The sequence below is a fragment of the Prevotella dentalis DSM 3688 genome (genome assembly GCF_000242335.1).
GTDB classification, from domain to species: Bacteria; Bacteroidota; Bacteroidia; order Bacteroidales; family Bacteroidaceae; genus Prevotella; species Prevotella seregens.
Map to the genome: position 1 here is coordinate 877,017 of NC_019960.1, position 17,041 is coordinate 894,057.

Sequence of the window (17,041 nt, forward strand, 5' to 3'; positions counted from 1 at the left end):
AGGGCCAATGCCATGCCAAAAAACTATATCGCTGTAACATAGACGGTTATTAAAAAAGGATGGTTGCAGGGGATGTCCAAGAATTAGACACTCCCGTCCAAGTATTGGACAATGCAGATGATTCGGACAATACGGGATAGCGAGCCGGCGGCCGGACGTGTATGCAAAAAAGCATACCCTTTGTTTGTCTGTTCAACAAATAATGGCTATTTTTGTTGCAAAGTAGAAATCATGAACCAAGGAACCCTTCTGATTGTAGACGACAACCGTAATGTACTTGCATCGGTAAAAATGCTTGTGGCCGGTGTCTTTGCCCACGTAGTGGCAATAGCCAGTCCTACCCATATTCCAGCCCGACTGCGCGAAGTCCAGCCCGACGTGGTATTGCTCGACATGAACTTTCGCAGCGGCATCAATAATGGCAACGAAGGACTGTTCTGGCTTCGCGAAATCAAGCGGCTGCGCCCTGCGACAGAAGTGGTGCTCTTCACGGCTTATGCTGACATTGAGCTCGCCGTATCAGGAATTAAGGAGGGAGCGGCCGACTTCATCGTCAAGCCCTTTGAAAACGACAAGCTCATCGAAACGCTTGTCAACGCTTATCGCAAGACACAGAAAGGACGGAAACAGCATGCCACGGACAGGAAGCAGACAGACAATGGCATGTTCTGGGGTGAATCGCCGGCCATGCGCGAGCTGCGCACGATGGTCGAGAAAGTGGCAGCCACCGATGCCAATATCCTCATCACCGGCGAGAACGGGACGGGCAAGGAAGTGCTGGCCCGAGAAATTCATCGACTGTCACACCGCCACGAAGCCCAGCTCATGCCCATCGACATGGGTGCCATCACGGAAACCTTGTTCGAGAGCGAACTTTTCGGGCATGTCAAAGGAGCTTTTACTGATGCCAAGACCGACCGCCCCGGCAAGTTTGAACAGGCCGAAGGCGGAACACTCTTTCTTGACGAGATAGGCAACCTGAGCTATGGGCTACAGGCCAAATTGCTCACAGCCCTGCAACGGCGGAGTATCGTACGCGTAGGCGGGTCGAAACCCATTGCCATCGACGTGCGGCTGGTCTGTGCCACCAATCGCGATCTGTCCAAGATGGTATCCGAAGGAAGTTTCCGCGAAGACCTGCTCTATCGCATCAATACCATTCACTTGCACCTGCCTCCCTTGCGCGAACGGCAGACCGATCTCATTCCTTTGGCCCGACTCTTTCTGAATCAGTATGCCGATCGGTATGACAAACAAGGCAAGACGTTCTCGCCTACAGCCGAACAAAAAATAGCCATGCTGCCCTGGTATGGCAACATCCGCGAATTGCAGCATGCCATCGAGCGGGCCGTGATTCTAAGCAGCGGGCAGATGGTGGATGCCGAAGACATCAGCGGTGACACGGCCCGACAAGAACGGGACCCGATGGAGGAGGCACAGACACTCGACGAAATGGAGCGGCTGCTCATTGAGAAAGCCATACGCACTTGTGAGGGCAATCTCTCGCAAGTGGCCATACAGCTGGGCATCTCGCGCCAGACCCTCTATAACAAAATCAAGAGATACGGTTTGTAATTCAAAATTTAGAATTCTAAATTCAAAATTTGGATAGAGGTAAAGATGATGGAGATGGAGGGATGGCTGATTGTGGTACTCGTCGTGATGCTGGTCGGATATGTGCGGTTGCTGAGACGGTACCGGCGAAATATCCGCAAGGTGGCTTTCATGTTCGACGCACTGGACAACGGCGACTATACTTTTCGGTTCCCCGAAGACAAGAGACAGGCCGACGAACAACTGCTCAACACCTCGCTCAACCGCATCAAAACCATCTTGCAGCATGCGCGCGAGCAGCAGATTGAACATGAGAAATATTTTGAACTGATTCTCAACAGCGTGGATACTGGCATCTTGGTCGTGGACGATGAGCGTGGCATCGTACTGCGCAGCAACAGGGCCGCGCTAACATTGCTGCAGAGAGAGACTGTCTCTCATATTCAGCAGATTCGGGAGCAGCTGGCAGGATTTTCCATTCGCCAGTCGCACACGATGCTCCAAGGCCGTCGGGTCACCATCATTGGGTTCAGTGACATTCACGGAGAACTGGCCAACCAGGAGATAGACAGCTGGGTGAAGCTCACACGTGTGCTCACCCATGAAATAATGAATACCGTGACCCCCATCATCTCACTGAGTGACACCCTGCTGCGCAAGTCGACGGGAGAGCAGCACGAGGGGCTGCACGTCATCAACCAAACCAGCAAAGAGCTGATGGCTTTCGTGGAGAACTATCGCAAGTTTACCCACGTGCCTACGCCCACCCCTACATTGTTCTATGTAGAGCCATTCCTGGAACGCATGGCCCGGCTGACGCAACCGCTGCTCAAGCACGATGCCCGGATACACATTCAGGTGGAACCCAAGGAGCTGCTGGTCTATGCCGACGAGGGGCTTATCACACGCGTGGTCACCAACATCATGAAAAACGCCGCCCAGGCCTTGGGCCCGGGCGGCAACATTTGGCTGCATGCCTACAGCAATGCACAGGAATCGGTGGTCATAGACATCAGCAATGACGGTCCGCAGATTCCGGAAGAAGTGGCGTCACATATCTTTATACCTTTCTTTACTACGAAAAACGAGGGAAGCGGCATCGGGCTCTCCATTTCGCGGCAAATCATGCGCGTGAGCAATGGTTCTGTAGTGCTCATCAGCATCCCCGACCGTTGCCTTACCACTTTCCGGCTGACGTTCAACTAAAAGCCGGTTCCCCACCGTCTTCATGATTTAATCAGCGTTGCAGCGTAAGGGCCATGAGCCCCAACACCACATCGTTAGCCACAGCGGTGACGGTGAGGCTGCGGAGTTTCTTGCGGGCATTGAGCGGAAGACTGAGAAGCTGGGCAGCCCCGCCGGGAATGTCGAGCACGGGCTTCTTGCCACTGGGCAGGTCGGCAGAAGAATGCCTGATGCCCGTCGTATCACCAGGCTGCGCCGATTCCTTGATTTGCGAGATGGCCAATGTGCGGCTCACCCGGCCTGTCTGGAGCGAGAGACGCAGCGGCCGAGGCTTGGGCAGACGGAAAGCCAAACCGTCGTCATCAAAATCCTGTTCTATGGGGCACCAGTTGTCCGGGCTACGCAACACCAGCGTGTCTGCGGTTCCGTCGGTATAGCCGACACGCACGATGCCCTGCACCATGGCATACTGCATGGGGTTGGTGGAGCCGGCCATCAGCAGCAGAGCTTGGTTGGCGTGCCCATGTAACGGTACGGTTACACTGTCGGGATAATTGTCCCACAAACTGGCAAATATGATGTTGCGCCCCTGGGCCGGCGTGGCAAATGGCACTCCGGCCAGCATGACCCACCCCCGTGGGCCGGCCAGTGTGCGCAGACCAGAGTCGTCGATGTCGGCCGTGCGCATGGTGGAGCACCAGTCGCCGATGCCCTGCGTGGGCAGGGCGAGCGTCGTATAGGGCGATCGTGGCGAGAGATAACTGTTGCGGAAAATGTCGGTCACATTGGCATTGAAGTAGCGGGCGAGGCGCACCGGTGTGAATTGAGCTGCACTGTCCACGCAAAAAGCCGTGCCGCTGACTTCCGGCAGGGGCTGCGGCCACGTGTCTGAGGGCTCGTGCAGGGAATCGGCGGGCACCGATGTCAGGGTGATGGTCTGCACGCTGTCGATCGTACCCACCACATCGCGGCAACGACCGCCGCCCAGATTCTGCCGAATCACCATTTGAAGCGGCCGGGCGAACCGTTGGCTCACGGTATAGATGTCGTGCCCATCCCGCCGCTCAAATCGGTAGTCCAGGTAGGGCGTGTGGATGGCTGCGCTGTCCCATTCGGCCGGGAAGCCAGGGCGAATGACACATTGGCCGTCGAGAGCCTGGGGCGTAATGCCAAAGAGACCGCCCACGACGGCCCTGCTGCAGATGCCCGTCACGTCGGCAAAGTCACGGTAGCCCTCACCCGTATTGCGGTCGAGGGCCGAGAGCTGCCCCAGGTTGCCCGGCGACTTTCCGGCATACATGAAGTCGACGATATTGCTCCGCAGCAGTCGTGTGGCCGTCTCGGGCCGTCCCGCCTCATAATAGGCCAAGGCGGTGTGCATCACTTCGGCCATGGCCACATTGTTCAGGCTCCACTCGTAGGGGCCCCAGTCGCTGGTGCTCAGCGTGGCATACGGCTGGCCTTGATAAGTAAAAGGAATGTGGGGGATGTGACGATCCACATACTGCATGGCACGCCAAGCCTGACCGGGCGTGCAGACCCGGCTGTCCACGGCGGTGTAGATGGTCCACAGGGCGGCGTCCGGGTGCACCAGCCTGTGCCCCATCATGTCCTGAAACTCGGCCCAGTGTCCCTGTGGCTCCATCCACAAGCGGGAGTTCATGGCCTGCAGAATGGCCTGTGCCTCATGCCGATAAGGCTCCGGGTCTTCGCCGACAAGTTCGGCGATGCGTGCAGCCAGGCGGTTGACCCGGTAGTTGTAGGCCGAGGCATGGGTCACTGCTCCGCTGTTGTATTGCAGGGCATCGCTGGCCCAGATGCAGCAATAGGCATCATAAAGATGGTCGCCGTCGGGGTCCCATGTGCGTTTCTCCCAATCCAGATGCCGCCGGATGACGGGCCAGAACCGGCGCATCATCGCCGTGTCGGCATCGAACTGAAAGTGCCACAGCAGTTCGTCGATGTAGACAAGATTCATGTCGTAGTGGTGAAACTGGTGGTTGTTTCCCGGTGTGCAGCAGATATAGCCGTCCGAGTACATCGGCGTGCCCCATCGGTATGCCCCGCGGGCCAGCCGGTTGGCCGTGTCCGGCAGATGGGGCAGCACGGCGGGCACGCCCGTAACCTGACTGCGGGCATAGGCCTCAAAATGACTTTGCTGCCGTTCGGACCAGCCCAGGAAGTCGCCCGCATAAGCCCCACGCCATCCGGGCAACTGCGACCGCCAGCCCACGGCCCCGTGGAGCCACGTCTGCCCGTCCCAGGCCCCGTCGGCCGCCGTCGTGAGGATTCCGCCCACAGGATTGAGCCAGACATCGGGCGTGGAGACGACGACGCGGCTCGCAAGCGCCAGTCTGTGGCGCTCGGCCCGGTCGTAACGCCGGGCCAGTGCCGGCTGGTCGGTCACGGTGAGGGCCGTGGTGTCGAGGGCCACATAGGCCGGCTGGTCTGCAGGTAGTGCCAGACCGACGGTTTGCAAAACGGGCGGTGCGGCCTCGAAAGCGTCGTCACGGTCGAACCCGCCGATGTCTCCGGCCCGACGGAACTTCTGCACCCGGGTGGCCGACAGCCGAGCCTCCACCGTCACCGGCGCGGCAAACCCCGTGGCCCATAGCTGCCACACGGCTCCTTCGCGGTCGGCATCGGCCAGAGCCGTGACGTGCAGCTCTCCCCCGCCCCATTGTGGGTCACGCAGCCGATAAGTGCGCCGGCCACCCTGATAGCGGGCCTCGCACCATGCCGTGGAGTCGAGTGGCAGTTTCGCCGTTCCCACACGAAGTGCAAAATCGATGTGCCGATGACCTCCCTTATTATAATAGGTGGCGAAAACCGGCCTGTCGCTCGTCTCCAGCCGGAAAACGGTGGGGCCGCCATAGAGGGCCCGCGTGTAGCGCTGCCGGCCGTTGATGCACACAATGTCGAGCCCGGAGGGAAGATAAGACGTAGGGCGCGCCACAGCAGCCGTGTTCTGCGCCCTTGCCGGGGCTTCCGATATGAATATGCAGACGAGAAGTGCAAGGAAGAGTAGATTGTTTCGTTTCATTTCTGTTTGTTGAATAAGTGATTTGCGCTGTAAAGTTAATCAAAAGATGTCATTTTCGTGATTATTTCAACTTTCTTTTGCCCGTTCCGCAAACTTTCACTACCTTTGCACCGCATTTGTCGCAAAACATGTACACCATTAAGAGATACAACAGAGCTGAAGAGGCGCAGGGAACCGCAAAATTTCCTGCAAATTTTTCGTCGAATTGTTTGGTAGTTCCAAATAATTTGCTACTCTCTCTCTCTCTCTCAAGCCACTGGCGTAACCTCTCTCTAAAACATACACGCGTACGCGCGCGAGGCGAACCTCGCGCAACCCCAATAGGCAAAGGACTCCCCGGAGTTTCCTTTGCCCCACTTTTTGTGCTCTTTTCGCAGCCGGACGAAAACGGAAATAAGCAGCTTTTAAGCACTCAAAAAGCAAGTTAAATCCAAACTAAAATGAAGCGTATAAACGTGAAAACAAAAAAAGAGCAAGACAAGCACAGGCAGCCCTATGTCTGTCCCAACTGCGAGGTCGTCGCCGTGGAGAACGAAAACACCATCCTTGCCGGTAGCCCGGCGGTTCAGCCTGGTGGTGGAGGACCCGTAGGCAACAAAGGCAGCGTCAGCATCGAAGACCTCGTAGAGGACGATGACGACACGGAAATCTCCGGAGCCAAAAAGTCCACCGTCTGGGACGCGTGGGAAGAGTGAAAAGGTAAAAGAGTAAAAGAGTAAAAGGTGCTGTCGCGATCCCTCCTTTCCTCTGCGCCTCTGCGTGAGCCATACTCGTGTAGCTCCCACGCAGAGACGCGGAGGAAAGGAGAAGCAAGGACAGAGCCTCTTTTAAGACAAGCAGGCCTTTAAGAAAACAAGCAAGTGAGTTAGCAAGCAAAAGGAAAAGCAAGCAAGCTGACAAGTAGACAATGATTAAACAACAAGCAACAACCATGATAAGATTCAAGGAATATCTGGAGCGCAGGGCCCGCAGGGCGGCGTTCGTGAGTGTGTGCCTTGCGGGGCTCACAGGACTTTCCCTTGCCTCGTGCGCCAACGAGGATCTGGGCAAAGACAATGACAAGAATGGCGGCGACAAGGGAGCCGCCGTAAGTTTCAATGTGAGTGAGGCGCAGAACGATGCACAAGAGGCCGCCGCCAAGGCCATGCCGGGCGTGCCTGTGACGCGTGCGGCATTCAGCGAGCAGCTGGGCATGATGAACCTCACGCCCGAGGACCTCACCACACAGAGGCTCGCCGTGAAAGGAGCCGCCGGGGCCGACCTCTGCCTCATTGAGACCACAATAGCTGGCGTCAACCCCATGCGACAGGACAACCGCACGGCAACCGCCGCGGAGCGTGCAGAGGCCTCCGGCAACGGCAGCAAGACCAGCACCGATGCCGCGACTCGCGCCAACATCACCACGATGACCACACTGGGGCACTTTTCCTCCTATGGCTACCGTGATACCAGCGCCACGTCTTTCTCTACCACACCCAATTGGTTCTACAACAAGGACACCAACCCCGACGGCACACTCGTCGATCCCGTCTACTGGTCGTGGACCAGCCACCACTTTGGCAGATTCTACGCCGTCTCCCCGCTGGTGACCGCAGGCTACACCAGGCTCACCGTCTCGCCCGAAACTTATGCCTCCACTCCTTATGTGGACTTCGAGGTGGAGCCCGATGTGAAGAACCAGAAAGACCTCATGACGGCCTGTTCGGGCGTGGTGGAATATGCCTCGTTCGGCGTGCCTCCCACCACCAACCTCAAGTTCCGCCACGCCCTGACGGCCGTGCGCTTCAAGGTGGGCCAGAACCTGTCGTACAGCAAGACCATCACCAAGGTGGAAATCATCGGAGCCATGGGCAAGGGCCGCTACACGCTCTCCGCCGACGAGACCGGCACGGGGGCGGCATGGAGCAACCTCTCTGCCCCGCAGACCTTCACCCTCGGCGGCGACGGCACGGTGAACGTGAGCACCACAGCCGCCGTGAACCAGATTATTCTGGGCAACAACGGCGACAACTACACGTTCTACATGATTCCGCAGCCGCTCTCGGGCGTGAGCGTGAAGATACACTTCTCCGACGGCTCCACACCCATCACGGCCAACCTTTCGGGCACGTGGAAACCCGGCACCACGAAGACCTACGCCCTGTCTCAGAACAACTCCGACTGGCAGTACCAACTCACCACCACCAGCCCTGCCGCCGTGGCCTACGACCAGACCTCAACCGACAACTATACCGTGCAGAGCTACCGTGAAGATCCCGTCACTCACGTGCAGCAGCCCGTGAAGTGGAAAGTGATCAGCTACAGCGAAAGCATCAATGGCGGAGCAACCTGGGGCCCCGAAACGCAAACGAAACCCACATGGCTGACCAACCTCACCACCGAGAGCGGCAACGGCGGCACAGTAGCCGAAACCGGCAAGGCCACGCTTAAACCGGATTATACCGATCAACTGGCCGCTTACAACAACGTACTGAAAACCGCGCCGGAAAAAGGCAACAACAGCAATTACTACAACCTAGCCAACCAGACCGACGGCGGCACCACAATTCAGAACACGGCCAACAGCTACCTGATCTCCGCTCCGGGTTACTATCGCATTCCGTTGGTCTATGGCAACGCTATCCACACCACAACGGCATCGCCCACTGTCGGTGTCGACAATCCAAGTTCGTATAAAACGAGTAACAGCGGCACTTACATTCTGCAACACTTCAAGGATCACAATGAGGCTGACATCACCTCTCCCTATATCAACGTGCAGAATGCTGGTGCTCCTGCCACCCAGGCCTCGATCGTGTGGTCTGACCACAAGGGCATCGTGAAGGATCTGTCCGTAACCGGCAGCGGAAATAACTCTTTTGTGAACTTCCACATCCCGGCCGACAAAATCTGTAACGCCAATGCCGTGATCGCCATCAAGAACGCAAGCGGCACCGTGATGTGGTCTTGGCACCTATGGTTCGACCACGCCGAAGCCTTAGACGTCATCCCCTGTACCAATTTCCAGAACTACATCTACAAGTTCACCAAGCGCACCTTGGGCTTCGCCAACCTCAAATGGGTCGGCTCTACCTACGACAAGCCCCGTGTAGCGCGTGTCAAGGTGGAGCAGGAAATCCCCAACGGCAGTGTCAAACAAACTGCTGTCATTGACATCACGCAGAATCCCGGCAGCGTCAAGGAGATCTCCTCCACGCTTTACCAATTCGGTCGTAAGGACGCTTTCCCAGGCACCAATCCCGTTGCCGAGGGTTCTTTCAACGAAAACGGTGGTGACAATATGTCTATCCGAAATAGTATTCAGAACCCCAATGTGTTCTACTTCCAGGATTCAAGTTGGTATAGCAATTACAATCAATATAATCTCTGGTCTATGGACAACACCACAACTGGATTGAATGACAATGCCGTCATCAAAACCATCTATGATCCTTGTCCTGCTGGTTTCAAGATGCCCGCCAGTAATGCCTTCACCGGGTTCACTAAAACAGGTCAAAGCGGCGATCCAATAAACGCCACCGGTGCTTGGGATTACGGATGGAACTTCAACAATAAGGTCTCTTCTCCCGACGCCACTGTCTACTTCCCCGCTTTGGGGTGTCGTAACTACTACAGTGGTTTGTTGTTGTACGTTGGCTACCAAGGCTACTATTGGTCGGCCGTTCCGAGATACACGGGCCTCGGTTGCTACCTGAACTTCAGCAATGGGTACGTGAATCCTCAGGGCACCTACACTCTATCGTTCGCCTTCTCCGTTCGCCCTGTTGCAGAGCAATAATAATCATCCGATTGCGGGCGGCCCGCAAAGCCGCCCCACAATCCCCCTCGCTCTTTGACATACTGACACACACGACGGAAACGAAAATCCAACGGCGGAGATTTGGAACTAACAGGGAAAAGTGGTATATTTGCAGAAAATTGGCGGCAATCGGCAAATTGAAAGTAAACTCTCTTTGCACTTGCTTGCACAATTTTTACATCGGAACAATCAAAGCATAAGGAGGCAAAACGATGAGACAGATTCTGGTAACGCTCAATGAAGACTCTGCTACGCAGAGCATCCGCCGCGCCATCGGCATGCTTCGCGGCGTGGCCTCCACCTCCATTTACAAGGGAGGGGAGCAGACCCGCAAGGCGTATGTCAAGGAGACGTTGACACGCGCAGTCGCCGAATTGAAAGCTGCGAAAGATAAAGGCATGAAAATGCAAAAGGCTGACGATTTCGTCAGGGAATTTGAGGAAAGCGTATGACGGCGGAGATTTATCTGGGCGAGGAGTTCAAACGCCAGTTCAAGCGGCTGGCCAAGAAATACCGCTCACTCCCGGCTGATTTTAAGGTACTCCTGCAAAGTCTGGAGGCCGACCCAATACAGGGGGCTGACCTCGGCAACGGCATGCACAAGGTGAGGATGGCCATTGCCTCGAAAGGAAAGGGCAAGAGTGGCGGTGCAAGGGTGATAGCCTACCATGTGTTTGCGACACACGACCACCTCGAAATCACCCTGCTCACTATTTACGACAAGGGCGAACTCGCCAATGTCTCAGATTCCTATCTCAAGAGCCTGTTGGCAGGTCTGCTCTGACCGCAATTCCCTTTTCCAAGAAAAAAATCCGTCCTACGCTTCACTTCGATTGGAGCGTGGGACGGTCGTTTTCAACCGCTACCGAGATTTTTCGTTTTCCGTCGTGTTGTATGTACTGAATCAACCGTTCCCTGCCCATCTAAGGGCTTGGACGGACGGAAAAAGAGAAAAAATGCGTTTCCAACCCCTTGGAAAGCGCAAAAAGGAGAAAAAATGGCCGTCAGCGGCTGATGAAACATTGAATCGACAAAAAAATGGCCGTCAGCAGTTGATGAAACACTGAACCGAAGAAAAAATGGCTTTCAGCAGCTGATGAAACATTGAACCGAAGAAAAAACGGTCGTCAGCAGCTGATGAAAGGCCAAACAATCAAAATCTTTTAAACCTGAACGACGATGGAATTGAGAAATGTAAGAAAAGGACAGCTCCAGCACATGGAGCACTATCAGTTTGCCGACCGCGTGCTCACGCTCTGCAAGGAGGCAAAGACCGAGAAGCTCACCGCCGTGCTCGGGCCGCTTGAGGCTGCCGTAGCCGCCGAGGACAAGGCTCTGAACCAGCCGCGCACGGAGCCCAACACGCAGAAGATGCGCGAGGCCGACGAGCCGAGCACGAGGCGCATCTGCGGCCGGGCTTCGCCGCGCTGGAGCAGCAGCTGGGGCTTACGGCCGGCAGCCTGTCGTTCACGGGCAAGACGGAGGGAACGGGCACGAAACGGCACTACGAGCTTGCCGTGGCGGGCCAGACCACACCCGACGGCCAGCCCAAGACCATCTGGGTGGGGCAGAACAAGAACGGCTCCCTTTTTGTGTACGAGAAAGTAGAGGGGTGAAGCGCACTGCATTCGTAGGGCCGCACCGCATTGGATTCAAAAGACAACGACATATTGCATGGATTCAAAAGACAACGGCGTGTCGCATGGGTTCAAAAGACAGCGACAAACAACCATAAACAACGCTGCGCCACGGCATAAATGTTGTTATCCGTTGTTTCCCGTTGTCTTTGCCAACCCACCAATGACGGTTGTATGAACGGACACGCGCGGGGGCAAGAACATTGCACACTCCATCGGATTCAAAAGACAACGACAAACAACCATAAACAACGCTACGCCACGGCATAAATGTTGTTATCCGTTGTTCCCAGTTGTCTTTGCCAACCCACCAATGACGGTTGTATGAACGGACACGCACGGGGGCAAGAACATTGCACACTCCATCGGATTCAAAAGGCAACGACAAACAACCATAAACAACGCTGCGCCACGGCATAAATGTTGTTATCCGTTGTTTCCCGTTGTCTTTGCCAACCCACCAATGACGGTTGTATGAACGGACACGCGCGGGGTGCCGGCCATCCCTTTACGCAGACAAGGTAACTACAATACTCTCAATATCATGTGTTTTTATAATATCTCTTTTTGCGCGGGCTGTGTCGTGAGACACGGCCCGCGATTCTTTTAGACAGAACAACAGAATGGACAATATGGCTGCACAGTGGAGTTTTAGGCAGAACAACATAAAGGACATATAGCTGCGCAGTGAAAGGGGCACGCGGATTCCACGCGTGCATGCTATTTTCTCGCAGATTCCATGCGTGGCTTTTTTTCTCACAGATTGCACGGATTTCACAGATGCTGCGCGGTGGGTGTGCGCTCGTCCGCCCCATGCACTAAACGCGATAGAGCAGACCATTCTTCAGGTCCTCCTCGGCGGCTTCCTTGATTTTCACGTGCAGCTTCTTGCCCGTGGCACTGAACAGTATCTGAGACACGAAACAGTAGAAGCGCGGACGCTTGAAGTTGGCCATGTCGGGGCTGGCCTTGCAATAGTCGTCAAGCTCCTCGGGCGTGAGCGAATCGTCGCTGCGTACCACGTAAGCCGTGACCATCTGGCCCCGCATCTTGTCGGGCACGGAGGTGACGATGCAGTCCTTCACCTTGGCATGAGTGTTGAGCACGGCCTCGATCTCTGCAGGATAAATGTTCTCGCCCGACGAAATAATCATGTCGTCCTTGCGCCCCACGATGGTGATGAACTGGTGCTCGTCCCAGGTGGCCAGGTCGTTGGTATAAATAAAGTCCTTGTAATACTTCCGGTCCGTCTCCTCCTCGTTGTTCACGTAGGCGTAGGGCGACTTGGCCGGCGAGCAGATAATCACCTCGCCCACCTCCTGGCCGTCGGTGCTTGCCAGGTCGTCGGGCTCGGCCCGATGGTCTTCGTACACCTTGACCACACGTACATCGTCGTCCACACACGAGGCCCCGGCCGTGCCGGCATTGTCGGGAAGGTCGAAAGGTCGCAGGAATGTGTTCCAGAAAGTCTCCGTGGTGCCGTAGCCGTTGAAGATGTTCAGCGTGAGCACTTGCTGGAAACGGATGCAGGCCGACCGCTCCAGCGGGCTGCCCATGGTCACGATTCCCTTGAGCGTGCTCAGGTCGTAGCCCAGGCGTTCCTGTGCGTCGGCCAGCTCTTCCAGCACGGTGGGCACCCCCACGACGAACGTAATCCTGTACTGTGCGATGTACTTCAGCGTCTTCACAGCATCAAACTTCCTCATGATAATCATCGTGCCGCCGGCGTAGAGCGTGGGGCACGGGCCGGCGCAATGCAGTCCGCCACGGTGAAACCACGGCGTGGTGTTCATCGTCACGTCCTTGTAGCTCATGGGAAAATGTATCATCACGTCGTGGGCCGACAGCACTTCGTTGATGCTCGTCATGGCCACACCCTTGGGCTGACCCGTCGTACCCGAGGTGTAGAGGCGCGTGGTTTCATCGTAAATGTTGTAGTTGCAAACGGGAACAGGCTCGCCATCTGAGGCCCCGGCCACGTAGTCGGCATACGACAGCACCTCGCCGTCGCTCTCTCCATCGGTCACAACGAGCCGCTTGGGCCGAAATCCGGAAAGGGTCAACGCCTCCAGAATATACGCCTTGTGGTCCATGTCGAAGATCAGCACCATGGGCTGCGAGTCGCCAATATGGTGGGCGAGCTCGCCGGGGCTCAGCCTATAGCTCACCGGACAGCACACGCCGTGGGCCTTGTGGGCGGCCAGATAGGCAAAGACAAACTCGGGACAGTTGAGCAACTGCACCATCAGCACGTCGCCTTTGCCGAATCCGTCGGCCGCCAAGCGGTTAACCAGGCGGTTGCACGACTCGTTCAGCGCTCGGTAAGTCCACGCCGTTTCGGTCTCGGGACATATCATGGCGGGTTTGGAGGAGTAGCGTCTCACATTGCGCATAAAGCCTTCCAGCCACGTGTAGCGGCTCTCGAAAATGGATTTAAAATCTGTCATCATTCTTGTTTTGCACCGTGTAGGGTTCATTTAAACAGCCACAAAAGTACGAATTTTTATCAGAAACGACCGCCGGGGCCGCAAAGAATTGCCCATGCAGCATCTTTTCCCTTTCCCGTTTCGGGAACTAATAAACCACATGTTCCTTGGGAATGGCCTGCAGACGCTCTTCGGCGAGGCGTTCTTTCTTGCCGAGAATCAGCTTCATGTACCACGGTTCGGGCAGGTCGATATAGGCCGGCCCGTCAGCATCGACGGCCGGGCTGAGCGTCAGCTCCGCCTCATACGATTCAAACCTGCGGCCGGCAAACCTGCCCTTGGCGGATTCGGCAAGGAGGTAGGCCTTGTAACGGCACACCGACGGATAGCACGACACGCTGTCCACATGGTAGCGCGTCTCCGAGCTGACCAGCCACTCCGAGTACCTCCAGCCCGTCAGCATACCCACGGCACCGCGGGTAAAGCGGTTCGTGTGGTTGTCCACGTTGTACCGAAGTCCCGTTTCCCGACTTACGGCCAGCACAGCACGCATCGCCGTGTCCACCGTGAGGTAGCCCCTGTCCTCCTTGCCGTATTTGGCGGATTTGAAATAAAGCTGCACGATGTTCCTGTTTCCCGATCGGAATGCGTCGTTCACCCGGAAGACGTGCTGCCTGATGAACCTCGCGTCCAACTCGTCCACAAAGTCGTGATAGACCATCCGTTTCAGATTGGAAAAGTCGCAGCCCGCCGTCACGTCCTTGAAATGGATGTAGCCCCGCTCGGGTTTAATCCGAAAGAGCTGCTTCTCCCGAAAAGCCGGAATCCGCATTTTCCCCTTGTTCTCAAACCAATATCCACTGCTGTCGCTCGTGCTGCGGGTGGTATAGTCGTAGTCGTAACAGGCCGCGGCGGCCCTGTACCGCCGCCGCTTCTCGCCGACCAGCCTTTGCAGCCAAGGGCGAATCCACTGCGGTTCCTCGTCCCTGACCACCACCTCGGCCAGCTGGTTCTCCTTGGATGTCAGGAAGATGGTGTCGGGCAAGACGGTGAATGCACAAGACTGGTAACCTACATGGCTCACCCGGAGCCTGTGAAAGTCGAAGTCTATCACGGCCACGCCGTTGCCGTCGCTCGTGGTGCCTCTGAACGTTCCACCCTCTGCCTTGTACACATTGGCGTAGGCCACCGGCACGTTCTGCATCCGGTCGTAGACCAGCACTCGCCTCTGCGCTGCCGCCTGGGCCGCCGGCATCAGCAGCAAGCCCGCCAACAGGCCAGCCATTCCGTTGTGTTTCATAAGTCGAATGGTATCATTGGCTACCCAAGTTTCCGTAGTTTGTCTTTCAGAAACCAGATGACAATGCCACAAAATGGATAATATTCCATGCGGTTTTCTTCCTTGTCATTACTTTTGTGCATCTGGGAATACTTCTGCAGGAACTTGTTCAACAATGCCTTGTCCCAGCCATTCTTCTTCCTGCATTGCTGATTGATACGCTTAATCACCTCGTCAAGCATGCTCCTGCGATTAAGAACCAGCATGCTGGTATTCAGGTTCAGCACCTCGTCCATCTCTTTATTCCACTGCCTGTTGGCAGAAAAAATCTTGCCGGAACTGGAATAACGAATTGACTCTATTGCCGCTTCCTCCATCGGCGAAAAGGATATGGCGAGATCTTTCTTGCTGCGGTCGCAGTGGTCCTCATCCCCAATATGGCCCGGACAACAGGCAATCATGTTGGAATAATCCAACTCAAGCTCCGGGTAAAACGTTCTGCATTTGACGTGTTCTATACGGTGATCCTCCTGAGTAGCCGCTCCACTCAGTTTGTCTTTCCGTGGAATGCGCCGCATGCAATAGCCACAGATATATCCCTGCTCCCTCATCAGGGCCTCCGTCAGATAGTCTTGCGCCTGATAATGAGCCCCCGGTGTCTTGCGGTATTGCGTCCATTGCAGCGGCTCCTTAGTCTTCGTTATCTTAATCATCGCCTCACTCCATGAATGAAATCATGGCCTCTGCACGGGCCAACTCCGGGTCTCCATTCTCCATCACCTCATACAAACGATGCAAAGTCTCCTTGGCTTCGGGCAGTTTCTGTTCGTCTATCTGCTGAAAGAGCCGTTCCAAATCCTTGGCCACATCAAGGTCGCGCGGCACTTGCCCCATGGACGAACCCAAAATCGTAGACGCGTCAAGCCCATAAGTATTCAGCTCGCGATGTGTGTATCTGCCGCTTTCCTGATGATATTCCAGCTTATACACCACATTCTCCGGGCACCGGTCGACAGACGACATCACCATTGGCGCATGCGTGCTGACAATAAACTGTATCATGGGAAACGTGGTTTGCAAGGCTTTCAAGACCCTTACCTGCAAAGCCGGATGCAGATGTTCGTCTATCTCGTCTATAATAACCGTGCCGTGTGTATGCTTGTAACACTCATCGCCAAACTTCTCTTTGTTCAGCAATGCGCAGCGAAAGGCTATGTCCATCACAATATTGATTAGCCTCCGATAGCCATCCGACAAGAGATTGGCCTCCACCATGCGATGGTCTGTGTATCTGAAGAAGACTTTTCCACGCCGCGGCCGAATGATGAGCTCCTCAACAATGCCACAGCCTTTGGCTCCAAGCGCTTCGGCAATGGCCTTGCGCACCGTTTGAATCTCCAGCTGCCCGACCTCCGCTTCTTCCAAAACAAGCAACCGATCCACCCAATAATCGAACAGCCCCTTGCAATCGTAACACTCATAATATCCGAACGAAGTCTTGTGGTTATACTCCTTGAAACGCTCTCGGTTGATTTTTCGGGAGCTGTGAATATCCTCTGTAGAGAAGTAGGCATATACGGGCAACACATTATTTTGACAGACACGTCCGCCTGCCATAACATGTGAATGCTGTTGCAACAAGGCGGCATAATCCTTCAGCACCCTTAGTCCGGTCACCAGATTCCTGCTGTTTTTCTTCGATGTTTTCTCTATTCTCAGTTCTTCGTCAGGCCCAACCCCAGCTACAGTTTCCATCTTTCCTCCTGCCATGACGGCTACAGGAGGAAAGTCCCACTCGCCCGCATGAAACGAGATGGCAATAGGACGTTCTGGGAGTATGGAGCCTTGCTCGCTGACCTGCAGCATGAAATCATCGTCTTCAACGCTTTTCCAAACCGTGTTCTCGTCACTATACCCGGAAAAAAACGAATTCATGACGAAGTTGCAAGCACGCAGCAGCGATGTTTTGCCCGCGGAATTGTCTCCTATCAGCAAATTGACGCCACGTCGGAAAGTCATCTGTTTGTCCTCATAACAGCGGAAGTTATGGATAGTTATATCTTGCATAAGGCTATCATTGTTTATCGTTTTACTCGATTCTGGCAACTTATTTCCCGG

At 55.4% G+C, this 17,041-nt stretch carries 12 protein-coding genes; 7 read left to right on the forward strand and 5 right to left on the reverse strand.

The genetic code is table 11. From position 1 onward, the window contains the following. Positions 1-231 precede the first annotated feature (231 nt). Together PREDE_RS03575 and PREDE_RS03580 are read left to right on the forward strand one after the other, a co-directional pair. Complete coding sequence (locus PREDE_RS03575; protein ID WP_015298441.1) at positions 232-1,575, forward strand: sigma-54-dependent transcriptional regulator; 1,344 nt, start codon at positions 232-234, stop codon at positions 1,573-1,575. A gap of 54 nt (positions 1,576-1,629) precedes the next feature. Next, positions 1,630-2,760 carry a sensor histidine kinase gene (locus PREDE_RS03580; protein ID WP_005843229.1) on the forward strand — a complete coding sequence of 377 codons (1,131 nt, stop codon included), beginning with the start codon at positions 1,630-1,632 and terminating at the stop codon, positions 2,758-2,760. 31 nt (positions 2,761-2,791) lie between these two features. On the opposite strand, the gene PREDE_RS03585 is transcribed toward PREDE_RS03580, so the two are convergent. Then, positions 2,792-5,782, reverse strand: a complete 2,991-nt coding sequence (locus PREDE_RS03585) for a DUF4450 domain-containing protein (RefSeq protein WP_005843227.1) — start codon at positions 5,780-5,782, stop codon at positions 2,792-2,794. A 440-nt stretch (positions 5,783-6,222) separates the two neighbouring features. Between PREDE_RS03585 and PREDE_RS03590 the strand changes: the two genes are divergently transcribed. The 5 genes from PREDE_RS03590 to PREDE_RS13410 all read left to right on the forward strand — a co-directional run bounded on the left by PREDE_RS03590 (position 6,223) and on the right by PREDE_RS13410 (position 11,189). Next, positions 6,223-6,477, forward strand: coding sequence for a hypothetical protein (locus PREDE_RS03590; protein ID WP_005843225.1), 255 nt, complete (start codon positions 6,223-6,225; stop codon positions 6,475-6,477). Between the two features lie 236 nt (positions 6,478-6,713). Next, positions 6,714-9,560: a fimbrillin family protein gene (locus tag PREDE_RS03595; RefSeq protein ID WP_015298442.1), complete on the forward strand. Its 2,847-nt coding sequence runs from the start codon at positions 6,714-6,716 to the stop codon at positions 9,558-9,560. A gap of 233 nt (positions 9,561-9,793) precedes the next feature. Further along, positions 9,794-10,033: a hypothetical protein gene (locus PREDE_RS03600; protein ID WP_005843223.1), complete on the forward strand. Its 240-nt coding sequence runs from the start codon at positions 9,794-9,796 to the stop codon at positions 10,031-10,033. Continuing rightward, complete coding sequence (locus PREDE_RS03605) at positions 10,030-10,365, forward strand: type II toxin-antitoxin system RelE/ParE family toxin (protein ID WP_005843222.1); 336 nt, start codon at positions 10,030-10,032, stop codon at positions 10,363-10,365. The genes PREDE_RS03600 and PREDE_RS03605 overlap by 4 nt, the downstream gene beginning before the upstream one ends. Positions 10,366-10,760: 395 nt before the next feature. Next, positions 10,761-11,189, forward strand: a complete 429-nt coding sequence (locus PREDE_RS13410; protein WP_015298443.1) for a hypothetical protein — start codon at positions 10,761-10,763, stop codon at positions 11,187-11,189. 847 nt (positions 11,190-12,036) lie between these two features. Here PREDE_RS13410 and PREDE_RS03620 read toward each other — a convergent pair. The 4 genes from PREDE_RS03620 to PREDE_RS03635 form a co-directional block, all read right to left on the reverse strand. Then, positions 12,037-13,668 carry a class I adenylate-forming enzyme family protein gene (locus PREDE_RS03620; RefSeq protein ID WP_005843218.1) on the reverse strand — a complete coding sequence of 544 codons (1,632 nt, stop codon included), beginning with the start codon at positions 13,666-13,668 and terminating at the stop codon, positions 12,037-12,039. 124 nt (positions 13,669-13,792) lie between these two features. Then, positions 13,793-14,944, reverse strand: coding sequence for a peptidase associated/transthyretin-like domain-containing protein (locus PREDE_RS03625; protein ID WP_005843217.1), 1,152 nt, complete (start codon positions 14,942-14,944; stop codon positions 13,793-13,795). A 20-nt stretch (positions 14,945-14,964) separates the two neighbouring features. Then, positions 14,965-15,636, reverse strand: a complete 672-nt coding sequence (locus PREDE_RS03630) for an HNH endonuclease family protein (RefSeq protein ID WP_005843216.1) — start codon at positions 15,634-15,636, stop codon at positions 14,965-14,967. A gap of 4 nt (positions 15,637-15,640) precedes the next feature. Continuing rightward, positions 15,641-16,990 carry an AAA family ATPase gene (locus PREDE_RS03635; protein WP_005843215.1) on the reverse strand — a complete coding sequence of 450 codons (1,350 nt, stop codon included), beginning with the start codon at positions 16,988-16,990 and terminating at the stop codon, positions 15,641-15,643. Positions 16,991-17,041: the final 51 nt, after the last annotated feature.

Coding starts and splice junctions, on each gene's coding strand:
- PREDE_RS03625 (WP_005843217.1), bottom strand. CDS start 14,944: ATGAAACACAACGGAATGGCTGGCCTGTTGGCGGGCTTGCTGCTGATG.
- PREDE_RS03635 (WP_005843215.1), bottom strand. CDS start 16,990: ATGCAAGATATAACTATCCATAACTTCCGCTGTTATGAGGACAAACAG.
- PREDE_RS13410 (WP_015298443.1), top strand. CDS start 10,761: ATGGAATTGAGAAATGTAAGAAAAGGACAGCTCCAGCACATGGAGCAC.
- PREDE_RS03580 (WP_005843229.1), top strand. CDS start 1,630: ATGGAGGGATGGCTGATTGTGGTACTCGTCGTGATGCTGGTCGGATAT.
- PREDE_RS03595 (WP_015298442.1), top strand. CDS start 6,714: ATGATAAGATTCAAGGAATATCTGGAGCGCAGGGCCCGCAGGGCGGCG.
- PREDE_RS03575 (WP_015298441.1), top strand. CDS start 232: ATGAACCAAGGAACCCTTCTGATTGTAGACGACAACCGTAATGTACTT.
- PREDE_RS03630 (WP_005843216.1), bottom strand. CDS start 15,636: ATGATTAAGATAACGAAGACTAAGGAGCCGCTGCAATGGACGCAATAC.
- PREDE_RS03590 (WP_005843225.1), top strand. CDS start 6,223: ATGAAGCGTATAAACGTGAAAACAAAAAAAGAGCAAGACAAGCACAGG.
- PREDE_RS03605 (WP_005843222.1), top strand. CDS start 10,030: ATGACGGCGGAGATTTATCTGGGCGAGGAGTTCAAACGCCAGTTCAAG.
- PREDE_RS03600 (WP_005843223.1), top strand. CDS start 9,794: ATGAGACAGATTCTGGTAACGCTCAATGAAGACTCTGCTACGCAGAGC.
- PREDE_RS03620 (WP_005843218.1), bottom strand. CDS start 13,668: ATGATGACAGATTTTAAATCCATTTTCGAGAGCCGCTACACGTGGCTG.
- PREDE_RS03585 (WP_005843227.1), bottom strand. CDS start 5,782: ATGAAACGAAACAATCTACTCTTCCTTGCACTTCTCGTCTGCATATTC.